At 66.4% G+C, this 19,937-nt stretch carries 16 protein-coding genes; 8 read left to right on the top strand and 8 right to left on the bottom strand.

Translation table 11 applies throughout. From position 1 onward, the window contains the following. Positions 1-75: 75 nt before the first annotated feature. Positions 76-639 carry a class I SAM-dependent methyltransferase gene (locus G6N38_RS06460; RefSeq protein ID WP_163746768.1) on the top strand — a complete coding sequence of 188 codons (564 nt, stop codon included), beginning with the start codon at positions 76-78 and terminating at the stop codon, positions 637-639. Between the two features lie 131 nt (positions 640-770). Here the strand turns inward: G6N38_RS06460 and G6N38_RS06455 are convergent, their stop codons facing one another. Further along, positions 771-1,622, bottom strand: coding sequence for an NYN domain-containing protein (locus tag G6N38_RS06455; protein ID WP_163746767.1), 852 nt, complete (start codon positions 1,620-1,622; stop codon positions 771-773). A gap of 143 nt (positions 1,623-1,765) precedes the next feature. Here G6N38_RS06455 and G6N38_RS06450 point away from each other — a divergent pair, with 143 nt between their 5' ends. The 4 genes from G6N38_RS06450 (at position 1,766) to G6N38_RS06435 (ending at position 7,538) form a co-directional block, all read left to right on the top strand. Further along, positions 1,766-3,022, top strand: a complete 1,257-nt coding sequence (locus G6N38_RS06450) for a L,D-transpeptidase (protein ID WP_163746766.1) — start codon at positions 1,766-1,768, stop codon at positions 3,020-3,022. Between the two features lie 165 nt (positions 3,023-3,187). After that, complete coding sequence (locus G6N38_RS06445) at positions 3,188-4,456, top strand: L,D-transpeptidase (RefSeq protein ID WP_163746765.1); 1,269 nt, start codon at positions 3,188-3,190, stop codon at positions 4,454-4,456. Between the two features lie 72 nt (positions 4,457-4,528). After that, positions 4,529-4,837, top strand: coding sequence for a protein UsfY (gene usfY / locus G6N38_RS06440; RefSeq protein WP_163746764.1), 309 nt, complete (start codon positions 4,529-4,531; stop codon positions 4,835-4,837). A 379-nt stretch (positions 4,838-5,216) separates the two neighbouring features. Beyond that, entirely contained in the window at positions 5,217-7,538 is a 2,322-nt protein-coding gene (locus tag G6N38_RS06435; protein WP_163746763.1) for an IniB N-terminal domain-containing protein, read from the top strand. 61 nt (positions 7,539-7,599) lie between these two features. Here the strand turns inward: G6N38_RS06435 and G6N38_RS06430 are convergent, their stop codons facing one another. The 7 genes from G6N38_RS06430 to G6N38_RS06400 all read right to left on the bottom strand — a co-directional run bounded on the left by G6N38_RS06430 (position 7,600) and on the right by G6N38_RS06400 (position 15,467). Continuing rightward, complete coding sequence (locus G6N38_RS06430; RefSeq protein WP_163746762.1) at positions 7,600-10,299, bottom strand: fumarate reductase/succinate dehydrogenase flavoprotein subunit; 2,700 nt, start codon at positions 10,297-10,299, stop codon at positions 7,600-7,602. Next, the gene (locus tag G6N38_RS06425; protein WP_179968544.1) at positions 10,299-11,030 is read right to left on the bottom strand and encodes an ABC transporter ATP-binding protein; all 732 of its coding nucleotides are present in this window, start codon (positions 11,028-11,030) and stop codon (positions 10,299-10,301) included. Before G6N38_RS06425 ends, G6N38_RS06430 begins: the two co-directional genes overlap by 1 nt. Positions 11,031-11,053: 23 nt before the next feature. Beyond that, the gene (locus tag G6N38_RS06420) at positions 11,054-11,869 is read right to left on the bottom strand and encodes an ABC transporter permease (protein WP_246227960.1); all 816 of its coding nucleotides are present in this window, start codon (positions 11,867-11,869) and stop codon (positions 11,054-11,056) included. Between the two features lie 47 nt (positions 11,870-11,916). Next, positions 11,917-13,350: an ABC transporter substrate-binding protein gene (locus tag G6N38_RS06415; protein WP_163746760.1), complete on the bottom strand. Its 1,434-nt coding sequence runs from the start codon at positions 13,348-13,350 to the stop codon at positions 11,917-11,919. A gap of 25 nt (positions 13,351-13,375) precedes the next feature. Continuing rightward, positions 13,376-13,603 carry a 4Fe-4S dicluster domain-containing protein gene (locus G6N38_RS06410; RefSeq protein ID WP_163746759.1) on the bottom strand — a complete coding sequence of 76 codons (228 nt, stop codon included), beginning with the start codon at positions 13,601-13,603 and terminating at the stop codon, positions 13,376-13,378. Beyond that, positions 13,600-14,343, bottom strand: a complete 744-nt coding sequence (locus G6N38_RS06405; protein WP_163746758.1) for a GntR family transcriptional regulator — start codon at positions 14,341-14,343, stop codon at positions 13,600-13,602. Before G6N38_RS06405 ends, G6N38_RS06410 begins: the two co-directional genes overlap by 4 nt. 221 nt (positions 14,344-14,564) lie before the next feature. Beyond that, positions 14,565-15,467: a LysR family transcriptional regulator gene (locus G6N38_RS06400; RefSeq protein WP_163746757.1), complete on the bottom strand. Its 903-nt coding sequence runs from the start codon at positions 15,465-15,467 to the stop codon at positions 14,565-14,567. A gap of 83 nt (positions 15,468-15,550) precedes the next feature. Here G6N38_RS06400 and G6N38_RS06395 point away from each other — a divergent pair, with 83 nt between their 5' ends. From G6N38_RS06395 to G6N38_RS06385, 3 genes are all read left to right on the top strand, one after another. After that, on the top strand, positions 15,551-17,902 hold the full coding sequence (locus G6N38_RS06395; RefSeq protein ID WP_407662947.1) for a CehA/McbA family metallohydrolase domain-containing protein: 2,352 nt from the start codon (positions 15,551-15,553) through the stop codon (positions 17,900-17,902). A gap of 186 nt (positions 17,903-18,088) precedes the next feature. Further along, a complete protein-coding gene (locus G6N38_RS06390; protein WP_163746756.1) occupies positions 18,089-19,114 on the top strand; it encodes an ABC transporter substrate-binding protein in 1,026 nt (341 codons plus the stop codon). Then, complete coding sequence (locus G6N38_RS06385) at positions 19,111-19,905, top strand: ABC transporter ATP-binding protein (RefSeq protein ID WP_163746755.1); 795 nt, start codon at positions 19,111-19,113, stop codon at positions 19,903-19,905. The genes G6N38_RS06390 and G6N38_RS06385 overlap by 4 nt, the downstream gene beginning before the upstream one ends. Positions 19,906-19,937 lie beyond the last annotated feature (32 nt).

Here is a 19,937-nt window from a genome sequence, read left to right as displayed (position 1 = left end):
GACGCATTAGCGACGCCAACGTTGGACCCAGCATAGCAGTACATCCGTGCCTTGTTTCACGTCTAGCGTGGTGACGTGGCCGACACCGATCGCGTCCGCTGGGACCGGGAATACGCAGGCAGGGTCAGCGGCCCACCCGGCTTGCCCCAGGTGTTTGCGCAGTACGTGGCCGAGATCCCGGTCGCCGGACATGCGCTGGATCTGGCCTGCGGGGCCGGTTCGGCATCAGTCTGGCTGGCCGAGCGCGGCCTGACCGTGTGGGGTGTCGACGTATCGGCCGTCGCGATCGAACAGGCGCACGAGTTGGCGCATCGTCACGGGGTCAGCGACCGATGCCGATTCTCCGTCGCCGATCTCGACGACGGCCTGCCGCCGGGGCCACCGGTCGACGTGATCCTGTGTCATCGATTTCGCGACCCACAGCTGTACCCGGCGATCGTGAACCGGTTGAGGCCGAGCGGATTGCTGGCGATCAGTGTGCTGAGCGAGGTCGGTGCGCGGCCGGGGTTTTTCCGTGCCGCGGCGGGGGAACTCGACGTCGCGTTCGCGGGTCTGCGGGCGGTTGCCGCGGGCGAAGGTGACGGCCAGGCGTGGCTGCTGGCCCGGGGGGCGCCAACGGCGGATACGCCTGCGGTGTGATCGCGAGATCGGTGACTGACTGCGGATCTTCGTGAAACGTCTTTCCGGCCAATCGATTCTGGCCGACCTGTGGACACTGGACGAGTCTTTGGGCGACGGCGGCGGTCCAGTCGCTGCGCTGGTGCCCGCCGCTAACGCAGCTTGACCATCCGGGTGGTGGAGCTCTCGTCGAGTTCCACGACATCGGTGCGCGAGCGCAGGAAGTCACTGAACGACTTGAAGCCCAACGCCTTCTCCGAAAACGACGGGTCCATCCGCTTCATCTGCGCCTTGACCGCCGAATTGTGCAGCCAGTCGACGTCGTCCTTGTCCAGGCCGATCTGCAGTGCCCGCTTCAGCAGCGCGGTGGCCGCGGCCTGCGGGTCGGGCGCCTCGGCTTCGGCGGATTTCGTGCGTTTGGTCCGCGTCGCCGGTTCCTCGGCGGTGGCCGGTTCGGCCACCGGCACGCCGGGCAGGGAGTCGTAGATAACGAACTCGTCGCAGGCCGCCGCCAGGGACCGGCTCGACGACCCAGCCACCCCGATGCCCACGACGTAGCGGCCCAGGCGCTTGCAGCGCTGCGCGAGCGGAATGTAGTCGGAGTCGCCGGCCACGATCACCACATGGGTGAGGTCGGGCAGCCGGAACATGTCCTCGACGGCGTCGACGGCCAGCCGGATGTCGGCGGCGTTCTTGCCGTAGGCCGCCGCGGGGAACAGCTGCACCAGATCCACCGCCCGGCCCACCAGTTGTTCGCGGTATTCAGCGTTCACGTCGGCAGACCAGTCGGCGTATGCCCGGGTGAGCACCACCGTGCCGAACGACGAGGCGAAGTCCAGGATCGCGCCCACGTCGACACGAGCGCGGGCGAGCTTCGCCGCCTCAAGTCCCTTGGCCTTCTCGCGCTGAAAAGAGTTGCGGCCGTTGACCTGGTCGTAGCGGGAGATGACGATGTTGTCGAAGTCGAGATACACCGCGACACGGGCAGCACCGGGTTCGGTCATGTGCTCGAGTCTTGTCCATGTTGTGACGCGGCACGCGCCTTTGCCAGAACGCGGCGCGGAGTCGGTACGTCTATGCTTCAAGGGCCCGATTGATCATCGGTATCCCGGCAACAGTGGCCGACCTTTTAGTCATGGAGTAACAGTTGAGCTTTAGTCGTCGTGCCCAAGGGGCGTGCCTCGGCATCGTTCTGGCGGTGCTGGCTGTGCTCGGCGGTGTCGTCATCTCCACGGCTCCGCGTTGCCCTGAGAATTGCCGCACCGAGGCCGCCGCGCGTGACCCACGGCCGGCGCCCTCGAGGGACCCAGCCGCCGTCACGCTCACGCCCGCCGACGGTGCCACCGACGTCGACCCGCTCGGCGGGATCACCGTCGTGGCCACGAGCGGCATGCTCACCCACGTCACGATGGTCAACGACGCCGACAAGCCCGTGCCGGGCGTCGTCACCCCCGACTTCAAGACCTGGAAGCCGACCGTGGCGCTGGGCTACGGACGCGCTTACACGTTGACGGTCGAAGCCCGAGGCCCCGGCGGCATCCCTTCCACGATGTCGTCGACCTTCCAGACCCTCGTGCCCAGCGACCAGAGCGAGGTGTACCTGACGACACCGGGCGGGCATCCGCTGGATGGCGGCCGGTTCGGAATCGGCACCGTCGTCGTCGCGCACTTTGACGAGCCCATCGCTGACCGGGCGGCCGCCGAGAAACGCCTCTCGGTCACCACCAACCCGCCGGTGCGCGGAGCGTGGTACTGGGTCGACGACCAGAATGCCCATTGGCGCCCGGAAAAGTACTACGCCCCAGGAACTTCGGTGACAGTGCACGCCGATGTCTACGGTGTTCCGCTTGGTGAGGGGCTCTACGGCGAAGAGGACTCCACGGCGACTTTCACCATCGCAGACGCGCACGTCTCCATCGCCGACGACAACACCAAGCAGGTCAGCGTGTTCGACAACGGCACGTTGGTGCGCACCATGCCGACCTCGATGGGCCGGGGTGGCTCGGAGACGATCGACGGCCAGACGCTGACGTTCTGGACGCCGCCCGGCGTCTACACAGTGATGGACAAGGCCAATCCGGTGATCATGGACTCGTCCACCTATGGCCTGCCCATCAACTCACGACTGGGCTACCGCGAGACCATCCCTTATGCCACCCGTATCAGCCCCGACGGCATCTACCTGCACCAGCTGAACGCGACCGTGTGGGCGCAGGGCAACACCGACACCTCACACGGGTGTCTGAACCTCAGTAGCGAGAACGCGGCGTGGTTCTACGACTTCTCCGTGCCCGGTGACGTCGTCGAGGTCCGCAACACCGGCGGCCCGCCGCTGAAGCTGACAGACAACGGCGACTGGACGCTGCCGTGGGCCGAGTGGCTCAAAGGCAGTGCGCTGCACTGAGATGTCGCCGGGAAAGTTAATTTCCGCTAATGATTGGAAGTTTGCTGCTGGTGGCGGCCGCGCCGGTCTTCTTCCAGTGACGAGACGGCCCCCCGGCCGTCTATGATCTCAGGCGTCAATGGTGACGCCGGCAACTCATCGTCGACTAGTCGTGGAGTGATTTAGGTGGTCTTTTCCCGTCGTGCGCGCACGGCCTGCCTGGTTGTGGGGGTGTTGCTCCTTGGCGTCCTGGGCAGTGACGTCGCCGGACTGCCCGGCTGCCGCGACGGTTGCAAAACGGCCACCGCCACCGCGGAGGTACAGTTGCCGCCCGCGCCGCCGAAGCCGCCACTGCTGGGCATCGCACCGGCGAACGGCTCGTCCGATCTGAACCCGCTGAGCCGGGTGTCCGCCCAGGTTGTCGGCGGCAGCCTGACCAACGTCTCGCTGGTCGATGAGTACGGCAACACCCTGGCCGGGGCGCTCTCGCCGGACGGGACGTCGTGGCAGCCGACCGTGCCGCTCAAGTACGGGCGCACCTACACGATGCAGGTCGCCAGCCAAGGAGCCAGCGGTGTGCCGCTGGCGCGGACTACCACCTTCACGACTGCGACACCGGACAACCTCACCCAGGTCTACCTCGAGACGCCCGGCGGTCTGCCGATCCACCAGGACATGCGTTATGGCATCGGCACAATCATCGCGGCCCGGTTCGACGAGCGGATCATCGACAAGGCCACCGCCGAACGCAACCTGGTGGTGACCACCAACCCGCCGGTGCAGGGATCGTGGTACTGGGTGGATGACAAGACCGCGCACTGGCGACCGGCGAAGTACTACGCGCCGGGCACGACGGTTTCCGTGGCCGCCAATATCTTCGGACTGCGGCTCGGCGACGGGCTTTACGGCAACGAAAATGCCAAGTCCACCTTCACGATTGGCGATGCGCACGTCTCTATCGCCGACGACACCACCAAGACGGTCAGCGTGTTCGACAACGGCAAGCTGGTTCGGGCCATGCCCACGTCGATGGGCAAGGGCGGTTACGAAACCATCGCGGGACGGGACTTTTCGTTCTGGACACCGCCTGGGGTGTACACGGTGATCGACAAGGCCGAATCGGTGACCATGGATTCGTCGACATACGGACTGCCGGTGGATTCCTCGATGGGCTACAAGCTGAAGATCCCCTACGCCACCAGGATCAGCACCGACGGCATCTATCTTCATCAGCTCAACGCGACGACCTGGGCTCAGGGCAATACCAACGTCTCGCACGGCTGTCTGAACCTCAACAGCGAGAACGCGTCGTGGTTCTACGACTTCTCGCAGCCCGGTGACGTGGTCGAGGTCAAGAACACCGGAGGGCCAGGACTGAAGATCTGGCAGAACGGTGACTGGACCCTGCCGTGGGGCGAATGGCTGAAGGGCAGCGCACTCACCCCCAAGCCCTGAGCTCCGGCCCGCTGTGATCTGGCTCACAACAGGCGTAGCCTGGGAAGCGTCTCTGAAGGGAAGGGAGACGCGATGAAGGGTGCATATCGCGACCCGGTGGATCATTCCCGAACAACGCAACCGCACGCCGGTGAGTCGTTCATCGACACGCTGTGGCTCCCCGGACTGTTCTTCATTGCTCTGGGTGTGGTGGGCCTGGCCGGCATCGTCGCGGCGCTTGCGTACAACCACCACGAGCTGTTGATGATGTTGGGCTCGGTGGCCGCAGGCCTATTGATCGTGGGTGCACTGCTGATCATGGCCGAGCACCAACGGGTGATGCGGGTCGAGCGGCGCTGGTTGGCAGACCATCCCGACCACGCGCATCGCCACACCGCGTAGCGGGTCCTTTCACGCGCTGGCTCCGGCCCAACGAGTGGGTCCGCGGCGTTCCCGGGCTGGCCCCGGAATGCCGTCCGACGTGCAAAGTAAGGCCTCGGGCGATTTGCTGATAATTACCTGCATGTCAATTTACCGGTAACAGTTGTGAATCAGTTCACAATTTGCGGTTGCTCATGTTTGGCCCTGTGAACAGTATCGATACCGATCCTATTGCTGGTGTTCTGCAAGACGCGCGGTGCACGCCCTAGCGATCCCCTAATCCCCTAATGGGGATTGCTGGGATATCCCGGTACTACCTGTATCGGGTAGGGGACCGGGCCCCATTTCGGGGTGCGCGTGATCTTCATACCGTGATGAGTAATCACCGGAAGGAACTCCAATGGACAACCTGCTCCAATTCATCCTTGACCTGTTCAACAACGAATCCGCCGCGCAGAACTACGTCGCGGATCCCAACGCTGCGCTGCAGAACGCGGGACTGGCCGGGGTCAGCCCTGAGCAAATCCAGTCCGTCGCGGCCTCGGCCGTTCCAGGACTCGAACTCGTCGGCGGGGACCCGGTCTCCGGTCTGGCGCAGGCGCTCTCCAACCAGTACGGCTTCGCGCCGGCGGAAGGCGTTGCGCCGAATCTCCTTGCGGCCCCGGCTGCGGCCGCTGGCGTGGTCAGCGACCAGGCATTGGATCTCGGCGTCGACGGTGGTTCGAGCCTGGCTGCCGCAGTGGGCAACGGCATCGGCGTTGGCCTGGGCGAGAGCATCGGCGCCGGACTCGGTGCTGAGCTCGGCGGCGGCGCCGGCCTGGGCGGCGAGAGTGGAATCGGCCTGGGGTCCGGAGTCGGCCTCGGTACCGGGCTTGGCGGCGGCTTTCAGTCGGGGCTGGGTGCCGAGATGGGCGCCGGCTTCCAGGCTGGGATGAGCGTCGAGATGCAGGCGGGCTTCCACGCCGGAATGGGTGCTGAGCTCGGCGGCGGCGCTGAGCTGGGTGGCCAGAGTGGAGTAGGCCTCGGCACCGGCTTGGGCACCGGGATCGGCACTGGCATTGGTGCCGGCGGTGGCGCTGGGCTCGGCGGTGGATTCGAGACCGGCTTCGGTGCCGAGATGGGCTTGGGTTTCAACGCGGGTGCCGAAGTGGGCGCCGGCGCTGAGCTGGGTGGTCAGACTGGGGTTGGTCTGGGCACCGGCTTTGGCACCGGTCTCGGTGCCGGCGGTGGTGCCGAGCTCGGTGGCGGATTCAACTCCGGGTTCGGCGCCGAGCTTGGTGGCAACGCAGAAGTGGGTGGCCACAGCGGGATTGGTGTGGGCACCGGCTTCGGCGGCGGCTCCAACGTCAACGGGCACAGCGGTTTCGGCGCGCAGGGTGGCGGCCAGTTTGCGGGCGGCGCCAACGCGGGTAGCGGTTTCGCGGCCGGCGGCGGCAGCCAGTTCGGTGCAGGCGCGCATGTGAACGACCGGGCTCGTGCCGTCGACACCAACGAAGTCGACGCCGAACGGCGCGCCGCGCTCAGCGGCTCGGCAACTGCTGGTGGCGGCGGCGCGGCCAACGTCGGAACTGGCCTGGGCGCGCAGGAAAACGCGAACTTCAACAGCACGTCCAACGTCGGTTTCAACAGCCCGCTCGGTGGGGCCAGTATCGGCAACCAAACCGCAGCCGGAGGCGGCGGAGCGATCGGCCTGGGTGGCGGCGGCCTCACCGCGGCCGGCAACACCGCGGTGGGCAGCACGACGGCGGCGTCGCTGGCCAGCCCGCTCGGCGGGGTGACCGCCAGTGCGCAGGCGGCCGCGAGCAACACGGCGGCCGTGAGCTTCCTGCACGACGATGGTGCGGCGCTCGGTGGCCAGAGCAACCTCGGTGGCGGGTTTGGCGGCCAGACCAACCTCGGTGGGGCGTTCGGTGGGCAGACCAACCTCGGCGGCGTGTTTGGTGGAAACGCCAACGCCAACGCCGGCGGATCGGTTGGCGGGCACACCAACGCCGAGGCGGCCTCGGCTGTGGAGGCCAATGCGGGCGGCCACACCGGGATGGCCGGCGGCACCAGCATCGTCGGCGGCACCGGCATCCACGGTGGGGCCAGTGCATCCGGCGGAGGCAACACCAGCTTCCTCAACCACGATGCGGCGAACCTGAATCTCCACAACTCCGTCCAGGCGGCGGGTTCGGCGAGCGGTGGGGCATCGGCTGATCATGTGACGGCCGGCGGAAACAGCTCCTTCCAGAACAGCTTCGGCGGTCAGGCCGACATCCTCGGCCACGACTCCGCGGCCCTCGGCGGCCACGGTGCGGTCAATACCGGAGCGAGCACCACCGCGTCGACGACAACACAGGGTTCGGCGGTCAGTCCGTCGCAGGGCAGCGTCATCCACACCGGTGGCTCCACTGCCGCAGGCGGTTCGGTGAGTTCCGGGTCCAACGGCGGCTCGGTGATCACCACCTCACAGGGCAGCGCGAACGCCGGGGGCACAAGCTCGGTCGGCACCACGCACGACTCGGCCACAGTCGACCAGCACGCGGCGATCGACTCGTCGAGCCACGCGGCGGCCGCCGCGACGCCGGATCACTCGGTGGACGACCAGTCAGCGCACGCGAGCACGGACTACTCGAGTCACTCGCTGTACGACACCAGCCACGACAGCTCGGCCTCGCACACCCAGGCGAGCACCGACCTCACGTCGCACAACCAGGCCGATCACCACATGGGCTTCTGACCCGTAGACCTGACACAAGATCGGCGGGGACCGCATGGTCCCCGCCGATGTGTGTTTGGCCCTAGTCCACCAGGCCGGCGAACTCGGCACGTCGGGCCAGCGCCTGCCGGGCATACGCGCGGACGTCGGCGTCGGTATCGTCCAACGCCCCCAGCAGCGCATCGTGGGCCGCTGGTTGTGAGACCCACCGGGTCAACCCCAGCACGGCCGCCTTGCGCACGTCGAGGTGTGGGTCGATCAATGCGCGGGACAGCAACGCCACCGCCGCCTCGCCTGTGCCGGACAACGCGCGAACGGCCCCCACCCGGATCTGCCACGCCGTGTCGCCCAAGGCTCGCTCGATGAGCGCCAGATCGGTGTCGCCGTCACCGATCTCACCCAGCGCCGCCAGGGCGGCAGCGCGGACCAGGGGATCGCGGTCGCCGATCAGTGCCCGGACCGCGTTGGGGCCGCTCGCCAAGGTGCCCAATCCGTTGGCGACGGCGATCCGCACCTCCCGGTTCTCGTCGTCAGCGGCCGATGCCACCCCGTCGGCATCGTCGACGGACACCAGCGCGCGCACCGCCTCGATCCGTACCCGGTGGTCGGGGTCGGCGAGCGCGGCGCGGAATCTGCCAACATCGCCGACGCGCCGGAAACTGAGCAGGTACAACGCCGCACTGCGCACCAGCGGGTCCGTCGACGACAACAGTGGTTGCCCGGCAATCGGATTGGGCACTACCTCGACGAGCTCGCGCACCCCGTCGGCGGCGGCCCGGCGCACACCACTGTCGGCATCGTCCAGTGCGGCATACAGCGCGTCGGCATAGCCGTCGCAGAGGTGTTCGGTGAGCGCCACGACGGCGGTGCGCCGCACGGCCGCGTCGGGGTCAGTCAGGAACTCGGCGAGGTCCTCCAGTGCGGGCGATTCCAGCGCCAACACCGCGGCGATGCGCGGTGACGGCGGCTGCACGGGCGGTCCGGCCACCGCGGCCGCCGGCGCCGGCGCCGACTGCCGGTCGCGGACGATCGTCGGCTGGGCGACCGGGATGGCTTGTGTTCCGCCGGTGGGCAAATCGTCGAGGCCAGGCACCGGGACGAAATACTCGGCGACCGGCCGCTTGAAGAACTCCATCGACCCGTCCGGGCCCTTACGGAGATTCAAGTGATAGCGCCAGTTCACGTCGTCACGATCGGGTATGTCAGAGCGATCGTGATACAGCCCCCACCGGGATTCGGTCCGGGTCAGCGAGGACCTGGCGGCCATCTCCGCGCAGTCCCGGATGAAGGACACCTCTACCGCCCGCATCAACTCGTGCGGCGTCCGGGCGCCGATCTGCTCGATCTCGTCCTGCATCCGCTCGAAGGTGTCGACGGCGATCGCCAGCTTCGTCGCCGTCTTCGGCGGCGCCACATAGTCGTTGACGAAACGCCGCAGCTTGTACTCCACCTGCGGTTGCGGCGGCCCATCGGGATGCTGCAATGGCCGGTAGGCCAGCTCATACGCCGCGCGGATCTGTTCGGCGGGAAGCTCTTTCGGCGCTTCGAGAGCGGCGAGGGTGTCGGCGGCGTGCTCGCCGGCGAGATCGCCGTAGACGAAAGCCCCGATCATGTAGTTGTGCGGAACGCACGCCAGGTCCCCGGCGGCGTACAGGCCGGGGACAGTGGTGCGGGCATGCTCGTCGACCCACACCCCGGATGCGGAATGGCCGCTGCACAAACCGATCTCGGAGATGTGCATCTCGATATCGTGTGTTCGATAGTCGTGCCCACGATTGGCGTGGAAGGTGCCGCGAGTCGGCCGCTCCGTGGTGTGCAGGATGTTCTCCAACGCCGTCAGCGTCTCGTCCGGCAAGTGACTGACCTTGAGATAGATCGGTCCGCGGGCGGATTCGACCTCCCGTTTGACCTCGGCCATCATCTGACCGGACCAGTAGTCGGAGTCGACGAACCGGTCGCCGTTGGCGTTGACCTGGTAGCCCCCGAACGGATTGGCGACGTAGGCACACGCCGGGCCGTTGTAGTCCTTGATGAGCGGATTGATTTGGAAGCACTCGATGCCGGACAGCTCGGCTCCGGCGTGATAGGCCATCGCATAGCCGTCACCGGCATTGGTCGGATTCTCGTATGTGCCATACAGATAACCCGATGCCGGCAGGCCGAGCCGGCCACAGGCTCCGGTCGCCAGGATCACCGCCTTGGCGGCGACGGCGACGAACTCGCCGGTGCGGGAGTTCAGCGCCGCGGCCCCCACCGCCCGGCCGTTCGCGGTGAGCACCCGCACCGGCATCAACCTGTTCTCGATGCGGATCCGCTCGCGCATGGACTTCTGCCTCAACACCCGGTAGAGCGCCTTCTTGACGTCCTTACCTTCGGGCATCGGCAAGACGTAGGACCCGGATCGGTGCACGCGGCGTACCGCGTACTCGCCGTGCTCGTCCTTCTCGAACTTCACGCCGTAGCGCTCGAGTCGCTGCACCATCGCAAAGCCGCGGGTCGCGGTCTGGTAGATGGTGCGCTGGTTGACGATTCCGTCGTTGGCGCGGGTGATCTCGGCGACGTAGTCCTCGGGCTCGGCCTTGCCCGGGATGACGGCATTGTTGACGCCGTCCATCCCCATCGCCAGCGCACCGGAATGACGGACGTGCGCCTTCTCCAACAGCAGCACCCTGGCGCCGTTCTCGGCGGCCGTCAACGCCGCCATCGTGCCGGCAGTGCCGCCGCCGATGACGAGGACGTCACAGTCCAGGCGGGTGGTGTCGGCCAGATCAGGAATCTGCATCAGGGGAACTCCGGAGTATCCAGTGCGGCAATGACTTCTGAGCGCAACGCACTGCGGTCGGCGAAGGCATCGCGTGGGGTGGGAACGTCGAGCAGGGCGCGCAGCGGCTGACCCGCTCGCCCGAGCACAGCGATGCGGTCGCCGATGAGCAGTGCCTCGTCGACGTCGTGGGTCACGAAGACGACGGTGGTCGGGTGTGCGCGCCAGGTGTCGATCAGCAGCCGCTGCATGCTGGCCCTGGTCTGGGTGTCCAACGCTCCGAACGGTTCGTCCATCATGACCGCCCGTGGTGCGCCGGCAAGGCCACGCGCGAGCTGCACCCGCTGCCGCATACCGCCGGACAGGCTCTTGGGCAGGTAACGCTCGAAGCCGGCCAATCCGACGTCAGCGATCCAGCGCAGCGCCTCCTCGCGGCGCCCGGCGCGTGGAACGCCGGCCAGCTTGAGAGCCAGTTCGACATTGGCTTGCACGGTGCGCCAGGGCAGCAAAGCGTTGTCCTGGAACACCAATGCCCGCTCGCGGGAGGTGGTGCGCACGGGCACCCGGTCGGCGAGTATCTCGCCGGCGTCCGGTCGAAGAAGCCCGGCCAGTGCCCGCAGTACGGTGGACTTGCCACACCCGGACGGTCCGGTCAGGACCAGGATCTCGCTGGGACGCACATTCAGGTCGAGGCGGTTGATCACCGGTGAGCCGCCATAGCTGAGCACAAGGTTGTTGAGCTGCAACACCATCCCCGTGACCGGGGCGGTGAGCGTCATCGCGTCTTCTCCTCGCCGCGGGGCAGCCACCGGGTGACCCGGCGACCGAGCACCTCAACGGCCGCGGAGGTGGTGAAGCCGAGGATGCCGATGGTGATGATGCCGACGAACACCTCGGGATAGGCCAGCACGGTATAGGCCTGCCAGGTTCGGTACCCGACGCCCAGGCGCCCGGAGATCATCTCGGCGGAGATGACGCAGATCCACGCCACACCGATGCCGACTGACAACCCGCCGAAGACGCCGGGCAGGATGCCGGGTAGCACCACCCGGACCAACACGTCCCAGCGGCTGCCACCGAGGGTGCGCACCGACTCCTCCCAGATCGTCGGCAGGGCCCGCACCGCATGCCGGGTGCTCACCATGATCGGAAAGAACGCGGCCAGGAAGGTGATGAAGACGATCCCTGCCTCGTCGCTGGGGAACAGCAGTATCGCCACCGGGACGATCGCGATCGCCGGGATGGGGCGGGCGAGTTCGGTGAGCGGCCCGAAAACGTTGGCGAATGCGTTGGAGCGCCCCAGCAGAATGCCGGTCACCACTCCGACCACCGCAGCGAGCGCGAAGCCGGTCAGGATCCTGATCAGCGACTGTCCGAGGTCCAGCCAGTACTCCTGCACGGCAACCCGTTTAGTGAAGGTGTTGACGATCTCGGTCACTGTCGGCAGCGTGTCGAAGCGCAACCAGAACCGGACGTGGTTGGCGGTCAGGAGCTGCCACAGCCCGACCGCGGCGGTAACCGATGCGATCCGCACGGCCCACGACCGCCACGGTCGGTGCCGAATCGGGCCGCCCGTCGGCGCGGCGCTGATGCCACCGCTGACGGTGACGGGACCGGCAAGCACCGCGGGTTCGGTGGTCACACCGCACCCGCGAGGGCCGCCTGATAGTCCACGACTGCGGCGCCGGGATGGGCGGCGATATAACGCTGAGCGCCGGCATCGGTGTCGAACGGCAAGTAGGCGTTGCCGGCGGCGGGGGATTGCACCCATACCGAACGGTCGGCGAACCATCGGGTGCCCAACTCGGTGTCGGGAATATAGGCCGCAATCACCCTCTGGCCCTTGGCGCTGGCCTCGCGAAGCGCCCGCAACAGGCAGCTGGGGTTGGCCGCGGGCTGTGTGGCGGCCTGCCCGTCGATCCACAGTTCACCGGCCAGCGCGGGGTCGGTGACCGCAACATTGCACACCGGGTCCTGACCGCTGACCGGTAGCGGGTTGGTGGTGAGGGCAACGGCCTTGTTGTAGTCGAGGTTCCGCTCGGCGAACGCCTTGCGTAGCGGGTCGGCATTGACGAACCGGCCGATGTTGAGATCAGCGAAGTCGCCGATCGACTTCAGGTACGGCACATCGCTTTTCAGTGCATCGACCAGTGACGGTTTGATCGTGGTATCGAATGACACCGCGCCGCCGGGCCCGTTGTAGAGGTACACCACCTCCTGCGGTAATCCACTTCCTTGGGCGACCAGCTGCGCGGCTTCCAGTGGCTTCTCATGCAGGAAGTCGGTGGCATCCAGCTGGGCCTGCAGGAATGCGTCGAGCACCTCGGGATGCTGGCCGGCGTAGTCGCGCCGAACGACCACGCCGTGGAAGGTCGGTACGTTCAGTTCGGCGCCGTCGAACAGCAGTCGCGCTTTGTTCTGGAAGGCCAGCAGGCCAGGCCAAGCGACGAACTGCGCAAGCGCCTGCACCTGACCGGATTCCAGGGCCGATGCACCAATCTGCGGCTGCTGGTTGAGCACCTCCACCCCGGTTTTCGGGTCGATACCGGCCTTGGCAAGTGCCCGGACGAGGGTGCCGTGCCCGGCCGAGCCGACAGACGCCGACACTTTCTGCCCACGCAGATCGTTCAGGCTTTGAGCGGTCGAATTCGGATTGACCACAACCATATTCAGCGCGCCCTTGGCGTTGTAGCCGGTGACTGACACCAGCTCGGTCTTGGCGCGTTCGTTGGCTTGGGTCTTGGAGCCGTTGATCAACAGCGGGTAATCGCCCATCGACCCGATGTCGATCTTCTCGGCCAGCATCTGTGCGGTGATCGGGGCGCCGGTGTCGTAATCCTGCCACTGCACTGTGTACTTGACGTTCGTCCGTTTGGTGATGTCGTCGAGGCGCTTCTCCAGGAAGCCCTTAGCCTTCAACAAGGCACCCGCGGTGACGGTATTGATGGTTTTGGACTGGTATCCGATGACGACGTTGACCTCGCCGGCCGCTTGTGGTTTTGAGTCCAGTGAGCAGCCGGCGGTGACCGTGACGAGGGCAGCCGCCAGCGCGACCGCAAAGCGGTGTTTCATGAATGGCTCCGGGAATCAGGGCGTTTCAGCGGATGAGATAGGGCATGTTGACGGTGACGGCACCGGTGGGACAGCGGGCTGCGCATGGACCGCAGTACCAACACTCGTCGACATGCATGTAGGCCTTGCCGTTGTCGGGGTTGATGGCCAACGAGTCCAGCGGGCAGATGTCCACGCAGAGCGTGCACCCGTCGATGCACAGCGACTCATCGATGGTGACCGGGACGTCGGCCCGTTGATTGATCAAAGTCATGAAAGCTCCCTGATGAGATTGCCGCGCAGTGTGATTCGGTCCCCGCGCATGCGGATGTACTCCAGGTCGACGGGCCTGCCGTCGTCGAGGTGGGTCAGTCGCTCCAACAACAACACCGCCGCACCCTCTGGCACCTGCAGGATGGCGGCCGAGTGCGCGTCGGCCGGAACCGCCTCCACGGCCAGGCTTGCCGATCCCAGGCGTCGGCCGGTCACCTCTTCGAGCAGCGCGAAAATGTCGTTGGTCTCCAACGGGCGTCCGAGGATGTCGGCTCCGATGTCGGGTGCCAGGTAGGTCTTGTCCAAACTGAGCGGAAGATCGCCGAGAAATCGCAGCCGTTCGATGAACAACACCTGCGCGCCCGGCGGCAGATCGAGGCGGCGTGCGACTGCCGGTGGTGCGGCCACCAACATCGCCGCGCGCACTTCGTTGCGGACCTCGCCGTAGCTCTTGAACGTCTCTTTCAACCCGACGAGCGCATCCAGGCCGTGGTCGTATTTGCGGATCGCAACCTGGGTACCGACTTTGGGGCCGCGGTCGATGAGCCCTTCGTCTTTCAGCGTGGTCAGCGCCTCACGAATGGCGTTGCGCGACACCCCGAACTCGGCCGACAGTTCGGCCTCGGTCGGTAGGCCTTGCGGATAGCCGCCAACATGTATTTGCTGGCGCAGGACATCGGCGACCAGTCGAGCCTGATCGGCCCGTGCCCGGCGGATCGGCACCGGTTCGGCGTCGGCCATCGCACCCTCCTGCCTGACGAACATCTCCCGCCAGACACGGTAAAGCCGCTGTATACGGTCGCCAGCCGGGTGCGCCGTGCACGACTGCCGGCCGGTGGCATTGCGCCGGTTGGAAGGGTGCCGGACCAGCCGATACTGCTGATTCGGCGGGTATTGCGCCACTCCTGAGTCAATGGACGTAGTTCTGATCGTCTTGAGCGGAAAGCTGGGCCGACAGATTGCTACCGGTCGGTGCGCTTGACATGGTCTTCCACGCACCGGACGAAGGCCTGGCAGGCTGCGGAGCGAACCGTACTCTTAGGCGCGACCAGATTGACCTGTCGATGCAGATTGGCGCCTACCACCTGACGTAGCGCCAGTCTCGGATCGCCGCCCGCACGGGAGGTGGCCACCGATTCGGGCAACAACGCGACGCCGAGATCTTTTCGGACGAACTGGATCACCTCGTCGACCCGGGTGACTTCGAATGCGACTCGCCTCGGCACGCCGGTGAATCCCCGGTCGGTCTCGTGACGAAGGCCGTACCCGGGTGGGAAGTCGATGAACGGAAGGTCGGCCAGTTGGGCGAGCGCCAGCGACGACTTGGCGGCAAGCGGGTGAGCGGCTGGCAGTACGGCAACGAGTGGCTCACTGAACAACTCGGTGTGGGTGAGCCGATCCCCGGCGCCCGATACGTTCGAGCCGACGATCGCGACGTCGAGCTTGCGGTCGCGGATTGCGTCGATCAGCAGATCGCTGCCGCCGCTGCGCAGGGTCACGCTGACATCGGGGTAGCGCGCATGGAAGGTCGCCATGAGGGCGGCGACGTCCAGGCTCTCGGTGGGCACTTCCATCATCCCGACGGTCAACCGGCCACCGATGGTGCCGCTGAGTGCCTGGGCGTCGACCATGATCTTGTCGACCCCGGCCAGTACCTGATGGACCACCGGCAGCAAGGCCTCACCGGCCGGTGTCAACGACACCGATCGCGTGGTGCGTTCGAACAACGAGACGCCGAGTTCGTCTTCGAGCTTGCGGATCTGCTGACTCAAAGCCGACTGGACGACGAAGGCGCTCTCGGCGGCCTTGGTGAAGCTCTGGGTCTCGGCCAGGGCCACGACGTAGCGCAACTGCTGAAGGTTCATGGATGAGAGATCACTTTCGATGATTAATCGCATCATATCTATGAACTGGACTGGTAGGTGCAGGTGAGGTGAGAATTGGCGACGTGTCCGTCCCGGTTTCCCTCGACGCGCCCCTGGCGCGTGTCTCGGTGCGCCCGCAGTCTCCGGCTCAGGGCAACGACTGCTCGGATCCGGTTGTCGCCGAGCGGGTCAACCGTGAGCTCGATGCGATCCCGTTCCTGGGCCAGTTGTCCTGCGACACCGACGCCGTCGTCGCGGGATCGACCGAAGAGCTGGTCTTCACCTATACCGTGGGGCGCTCGGGCATCGCCGACAGCGGCTGGCTCAAGCTGTGCTTCCGCTATTACTCGGACTGGGACCTGCAGACAACGGACCCACACGGGCGCGACTATGCCACCGCACGGCTGCTGCACCGGTCACGAGCCGGCGGTGCGTCCGAGCAGGGCACGGCTACGGTGCAGCGTCTCGCTATCCGCTATGACGTCAAAGGCGGCGAGCGGCCCTTCCAGAAGTCGTTGCTCATCCATGCTGTCGACGGGTATCTGCGGCCCGGTGACGTCATCGAAATACGGCTCGGCGACCGCACATTCGGCGGGCCGGGCACCCGCGTACAGACGTTCGTCGAGGACGAGTTCGAAGTTCACCTCTTCATCGACCCACTGGGCACGTCGCGAATGGCACACGCCGGGTCATGCCGGCTCGCGGTCGTCCCCGGCGACCCCGAGCGCCTCGTCGCGCACGGCCCGCGGCTCGTTCGTGCCGACGCATCCGCCGCGGCACTGCGGGCCCACCTTCAGGATCGGTGGGGCAACGTCTGCCGCGACGTCAAGGCGCGTCTTCACGCGTCCGTCGCCGGCGTGACGGTGGCACGTGCCGGGACGCCCACGACGGGCTGGGCCGCCACCACGCTGTCGGTTCCCGCCGAATCGGCCACCATCAACGTGGTCGCCGACATCGAGGGTGGCGGACGGCTGGCCGACACCTGCCATCTGGACGTCATCGACGAATTCCCCTCACCACGAGCATTTTTCAGTGACCTCCACGTACATTCGAACGATACGGTCGGCACGCAGAACACCGACTGGAACTTGCGGTTCGGCCGGGATGTGGGTGCGCTGGACGTGCTGGGCTATACCGCCAACGACTTCCAGATCACCGACGAGGCGTGGGCCGATGTGGTCTCCGCCTGCCGCGAGGCGACCGACGACGGCCGGTTCGTCTGCTACCCCGGCGTGGAGTGGTGCGGCACCGCCGGGGTGGGTGGCGACCACAACGTGGTGTTCCTCGGCGAGGACACCACGTTAGCGCGATCCCTGGAATGGCATCAGGGCATGGCGAGCAAAGACATTGTGCCGCAAGCATGGCCGATCACTCGGCTCTACGCTGCCTACGACCACGACCCCGAGTCCTATCTGCTGATCCCGCACGTAGGCGGGCGGCGGGCCGTTCTGGATTGGCACCACCCCGATCTGGAGCGCCTGATCGAGGTGCACTCGACATGGGGATCCAGCCCCTGGTTCTTCGAGGACGCACTGTCCCGGGGCCTTCGGCTGGGCGCCAGCGCCGCCAGCGACGAGCACCGCGGCCGCCCGGGCGGCGGCAGCCCGGGTGCGAACATCTTCGGCGGGCACGGCGGACTCACCGGGGTACTGGCCACCGAACTGACCAGAGGCGACGTCGGCCGTGCGCTGCGAAGCCGGCGAACGTGGGCAACGACAGGGTCACGCTCGGTTGCGCTCTTGCGTTCCGGCGACCATTGGATGGGCGACGAATTCACTGCTGAGGCAGACGAATTAGCGGTCGACTATGCCCTCTACGGCACCACCGGCTGGGAAGAGCTCGAAATCCGCGACACCAGTGGGCGGCTGTGGCGGCGCGACTTTCAGGCCGAGATCGGGCTGGCCGACAACCTGGTCCGGATTCGTTGGGGCGGGGCTCGCCATCGCGATCGCTACCGCTGGGCGACCTGGACCGGACGCGTGCGGGTGACCGGAGCCGAGGTTGAGGACGTGACGCCCTGGGCGGCGTTGCATCCCGAGCAGCGCTTCGACGCCGCAGGCGACGGTCTTACCTGGAACACCGCCACCTACGGCAGCGATATCGGTGTGGTGCTGCGCCTTTCGACGTTGGCGCAGGCCCGGCTGGATCTGTTCACCACGGTGATCGAGGACAACCTCGATGCGGCGCTGACCATCAGCGGCGAAGACCTGATCCGAAAAGGGCACCACGATATCGCCGTCGGTGGTCTGAACTTGACAATGCGGGTGGAACGTATCGCCGAGCCGGCGGGTCTGCCCGTCAACGCGAACGGCCGCCTGCTGCTCGACTTGCCCGACGCCGACAGCGCGGTCTATCTGCGCGCCCGCCAGGCCGACGGCCATCAGATCTGGACCAGCCCGCTGTTCGTCTGTCGGGCAGATCGGGAACTGGGATGACACCCGCTCTGCGATGTCATCTCACCCGGCGGCTGCACATCGATCTGCAGCGTGTCATTGCCGCGGCATGTCCGGCGCGCACCTGACCGCCCGCTGACGCCCTGATCCTGCACTGCCACCACCGTTTCACTCCGGCTTCTACCTGCCGTGACGCCTTTCAGACTTGTTGACCCCCAAGGAGACGCCATGCCTCGGCGCATGTTCATTTCTCGGGCGGCGCTGGCACTCGTCGTGCTCGCCGCCACCCTGTCCGGATGCGGACAGTCCACCCCGTCGACCAATTCCGCCCAGAAGGTCACGTTGCGCCTGGGTTACCTGACCCGCGTCACCCATGCCTCGGCCCTGGTCGGCATCGACAAGGGGTTGTTCGCCAAGAACCTGGGCCCCGACGTCACCCTGGACGCCAAGGCGTTCGGCCAGGGCACCGAGGAGGCGACCGCGTTGTTAGCCGGCCAGCTCGACGCGGCCTACGTTGGGCCCAACCCGGCGTTCAACGCGTGGCAGAAGTCGAATGGGACGGCCATCAAGATCGTCTCCGGATCTGCCTCTGGTGGAACGACTCTCGTCGTGAAGCCAGGCATCCAGAATGCGCAGGATCTGCGGGGCAAGACTCTCGCCGACCCGGCACTGGGCGGGACACAGGACGTGAGTCTGCGCAGCTGGCTCAAGGAGAACGGTCTACAGACCAACCCGCAGGGTGGCGGTGACGTCTTCATCAAACCCACCAAGCCGGAGTCGGCGATCATCCCGGCTTTTACCGCCAATCAGATCGACGGCGCGATCGAGTCAGCGCCCTATGACGTCCAGTTGGTGAAGGCCGGCGGCGTACCGCTGTGGTCGGACCCCGGCACGATCACCATTCTGGTGGTGCGGCAGGAATTCCTGCAGGCTCACCCCGACGTGGTGAGTGGCTTGTTGAAGGGGCAGGTCGAGGCCAACGATTTCATTCACGAGAATCCCGATGCGGCCGCGCAGGCGGCGAATGCGGCCCTGGCCGGCGCGCTCGGTAAGGGGCTGGAGCCCGACGTGCTGAGCGCGTCGTTCCAGGAAACGACGTTCACCAATGACCCTGGTGCCGCGTCGCTGAACGATCAAGTGCACAAGGCGGTTTCGGTGGGACTCCTCGATCCGCTCAGCCTCGACGGCATTTTCGACCTGCACTTGCTGAACGACATTCTGAAGGGGTCCGGTAAGCCACAGGTCGATGCATGACCACCGTCGCGTGCACGACGTTGACCGAATCGAACGCGCAGGCTGAGGTCGCGGTCCGTCTGACCGAGGTATCGAAGAGTTTCCGGCAAGGCCGATCGGTCGTGACGGCACTCGAGGGCATCTCCCTGACGGCGGCCGTCGGTGAATTCGTCTGCATCGTGGGCGCATCAGGTTGCGGCAAGAGCACACTTTTGTCCTTGGTCGCCGGCCTGGACGAGGCCTCTTCGGGCGAGGTGCACAGCGGTACCCGTAGGCCGGCGCTGATGTTTCAGGAGCCGGCGCTGTTCCCCTGGCTGACAGCGGCACGGAACATCGAAGTGCCGCTTCGGGCTCGCGGCGTGCCCAAGCGGCAACGCCGCGAGCGGGTTGCCGAGCTGCTACAGACGGTCCGACTCAGCGAGTTCGCCGATGCCCGTCCGCATCAGCTTTCCGGCGGCATGCGCCAGCGGGTGGCGCTGGCTCGGGCACTGGCTCAGGATGCCGACACCTTGTTGATGGATGAACCGTTCGGCGCGCTCGACGCGATCACTCGCGATCATCTGCACACCGAACTCGAACGGATCGCCGCCGAATGTGGTCTCACCGTCCTGTTCGTGACGCACAACGTCAATGAGGCTGTGCGGCTGGGGGATCGGGTGGTAGTGCTGAGCAGCAGACCCGGGCGCGTCATTGCAGAGGTGCCCGTTCCGGCCGAGCGGCCGCGCAGGTCCAACTCGACCCAGGTGGCCGAGTTGGCTGCGGTCATCACCGATCGACTTTATGCGGTGGAGGGTGGCGATGGTAGGCACTGAGCTCCTGCGGCGGCCGAGGCAGCGTCCGGCAC

It is taken from the genome of Mycolicibacterium helvum, assembly GCF_010731895.1.
In the GTDB taxonomy this organism is placed as follows: Bacteria; Actinomycetota; Actinomycetes; order Mycobacteriales; family Mycobacteriaceae; genus Mycobacterium; species Mycobacterium helvum.
This window is presented reverse-complemented; position numbering and strand designations above follow the sequence as displayed.

Excerpts from the sequence above, each read along its gene's own strand:
- usfY (WP_163746764.1), top strand. The coding sequence starts at position 4,529 with ATGAAGGGTGCATATCGCGACCCGGTGGATCATTCCCGAACAACGCAA.
- G6N38_RS06430 (WP_163746762.1), bottom strand. The coding sequence starts at position 10,299 with ATGCAGATTCCTGATCTGGCCGACACCACCCGCCTGGACTGTGACGTC.
- G6N38_RS06390 (WP_163746756.1), top strand. The coding sequence starts at position 18,089 with ATGCCTCGGCGCATGTTCATTTCTCGGGCGGCGCTGGCACTCGTCGTG.
- G6N38_RS06425 (WP_179968544.1), bottom strand. The coding sequence starts at position 11,030 with ATGGTGTTGCAGCTCAACAACCTTGTGCTCAGCTATGGCGGCTCACCG.
- G6N38_RS06435 (WP_163746763.1), top strand. The coding sequence starts at position 5,217 with ATGGACAACCTGCTCCAATTCATCCTTGACCTGTTCAACAACGAATCC.
- G6N38_RS06410 (WP_163746759.1), bottom strand. The coding sequence starts at position 13,603 with ATGACTTTGATCAATCAACGGGCCGACGTCCCGGTCACCATCGATGAG.
- G6N38_RS06415 (WP_163746760.1), bottom strand. The coding sequence starts at position 13,350 with ATGAAACACCGCTTTGCGGTCGCGCTGGCGGCTGCCCTCGTCACGGTC.
- G6N38_RS06400 (WP_163746757.1), bottom strand. The coding sequence starts at position 15,467 with ATGAACCTTCAGCAGTTGCGCTACGTCGTGGCCCTGGCCGAGACCCAG.
- G6N38_RS06455 (WP_163746767.1), bottom strand. The coding sequence starts at position 1,622 with ATGACCGAACCCGGTGCTGCCCGTGTCGCGGTGTATCTCGACTTCGAC.
- G6N38_RS06385 (WP_163746755.1), top strand. The coding sequence starts at position 19,111 with ATGACCACCGTCGCGTGCACGACGTTGACCGAATCGAACGCGCAGGCT.
- G6N38_RS06405 (WP_163746758.1), bottom strand. The coding sequence starts at position 14,343 with ATGGCCGACGCCGAACCGGTGCCGATCCGCCGGGCACGGGCCGATCAG.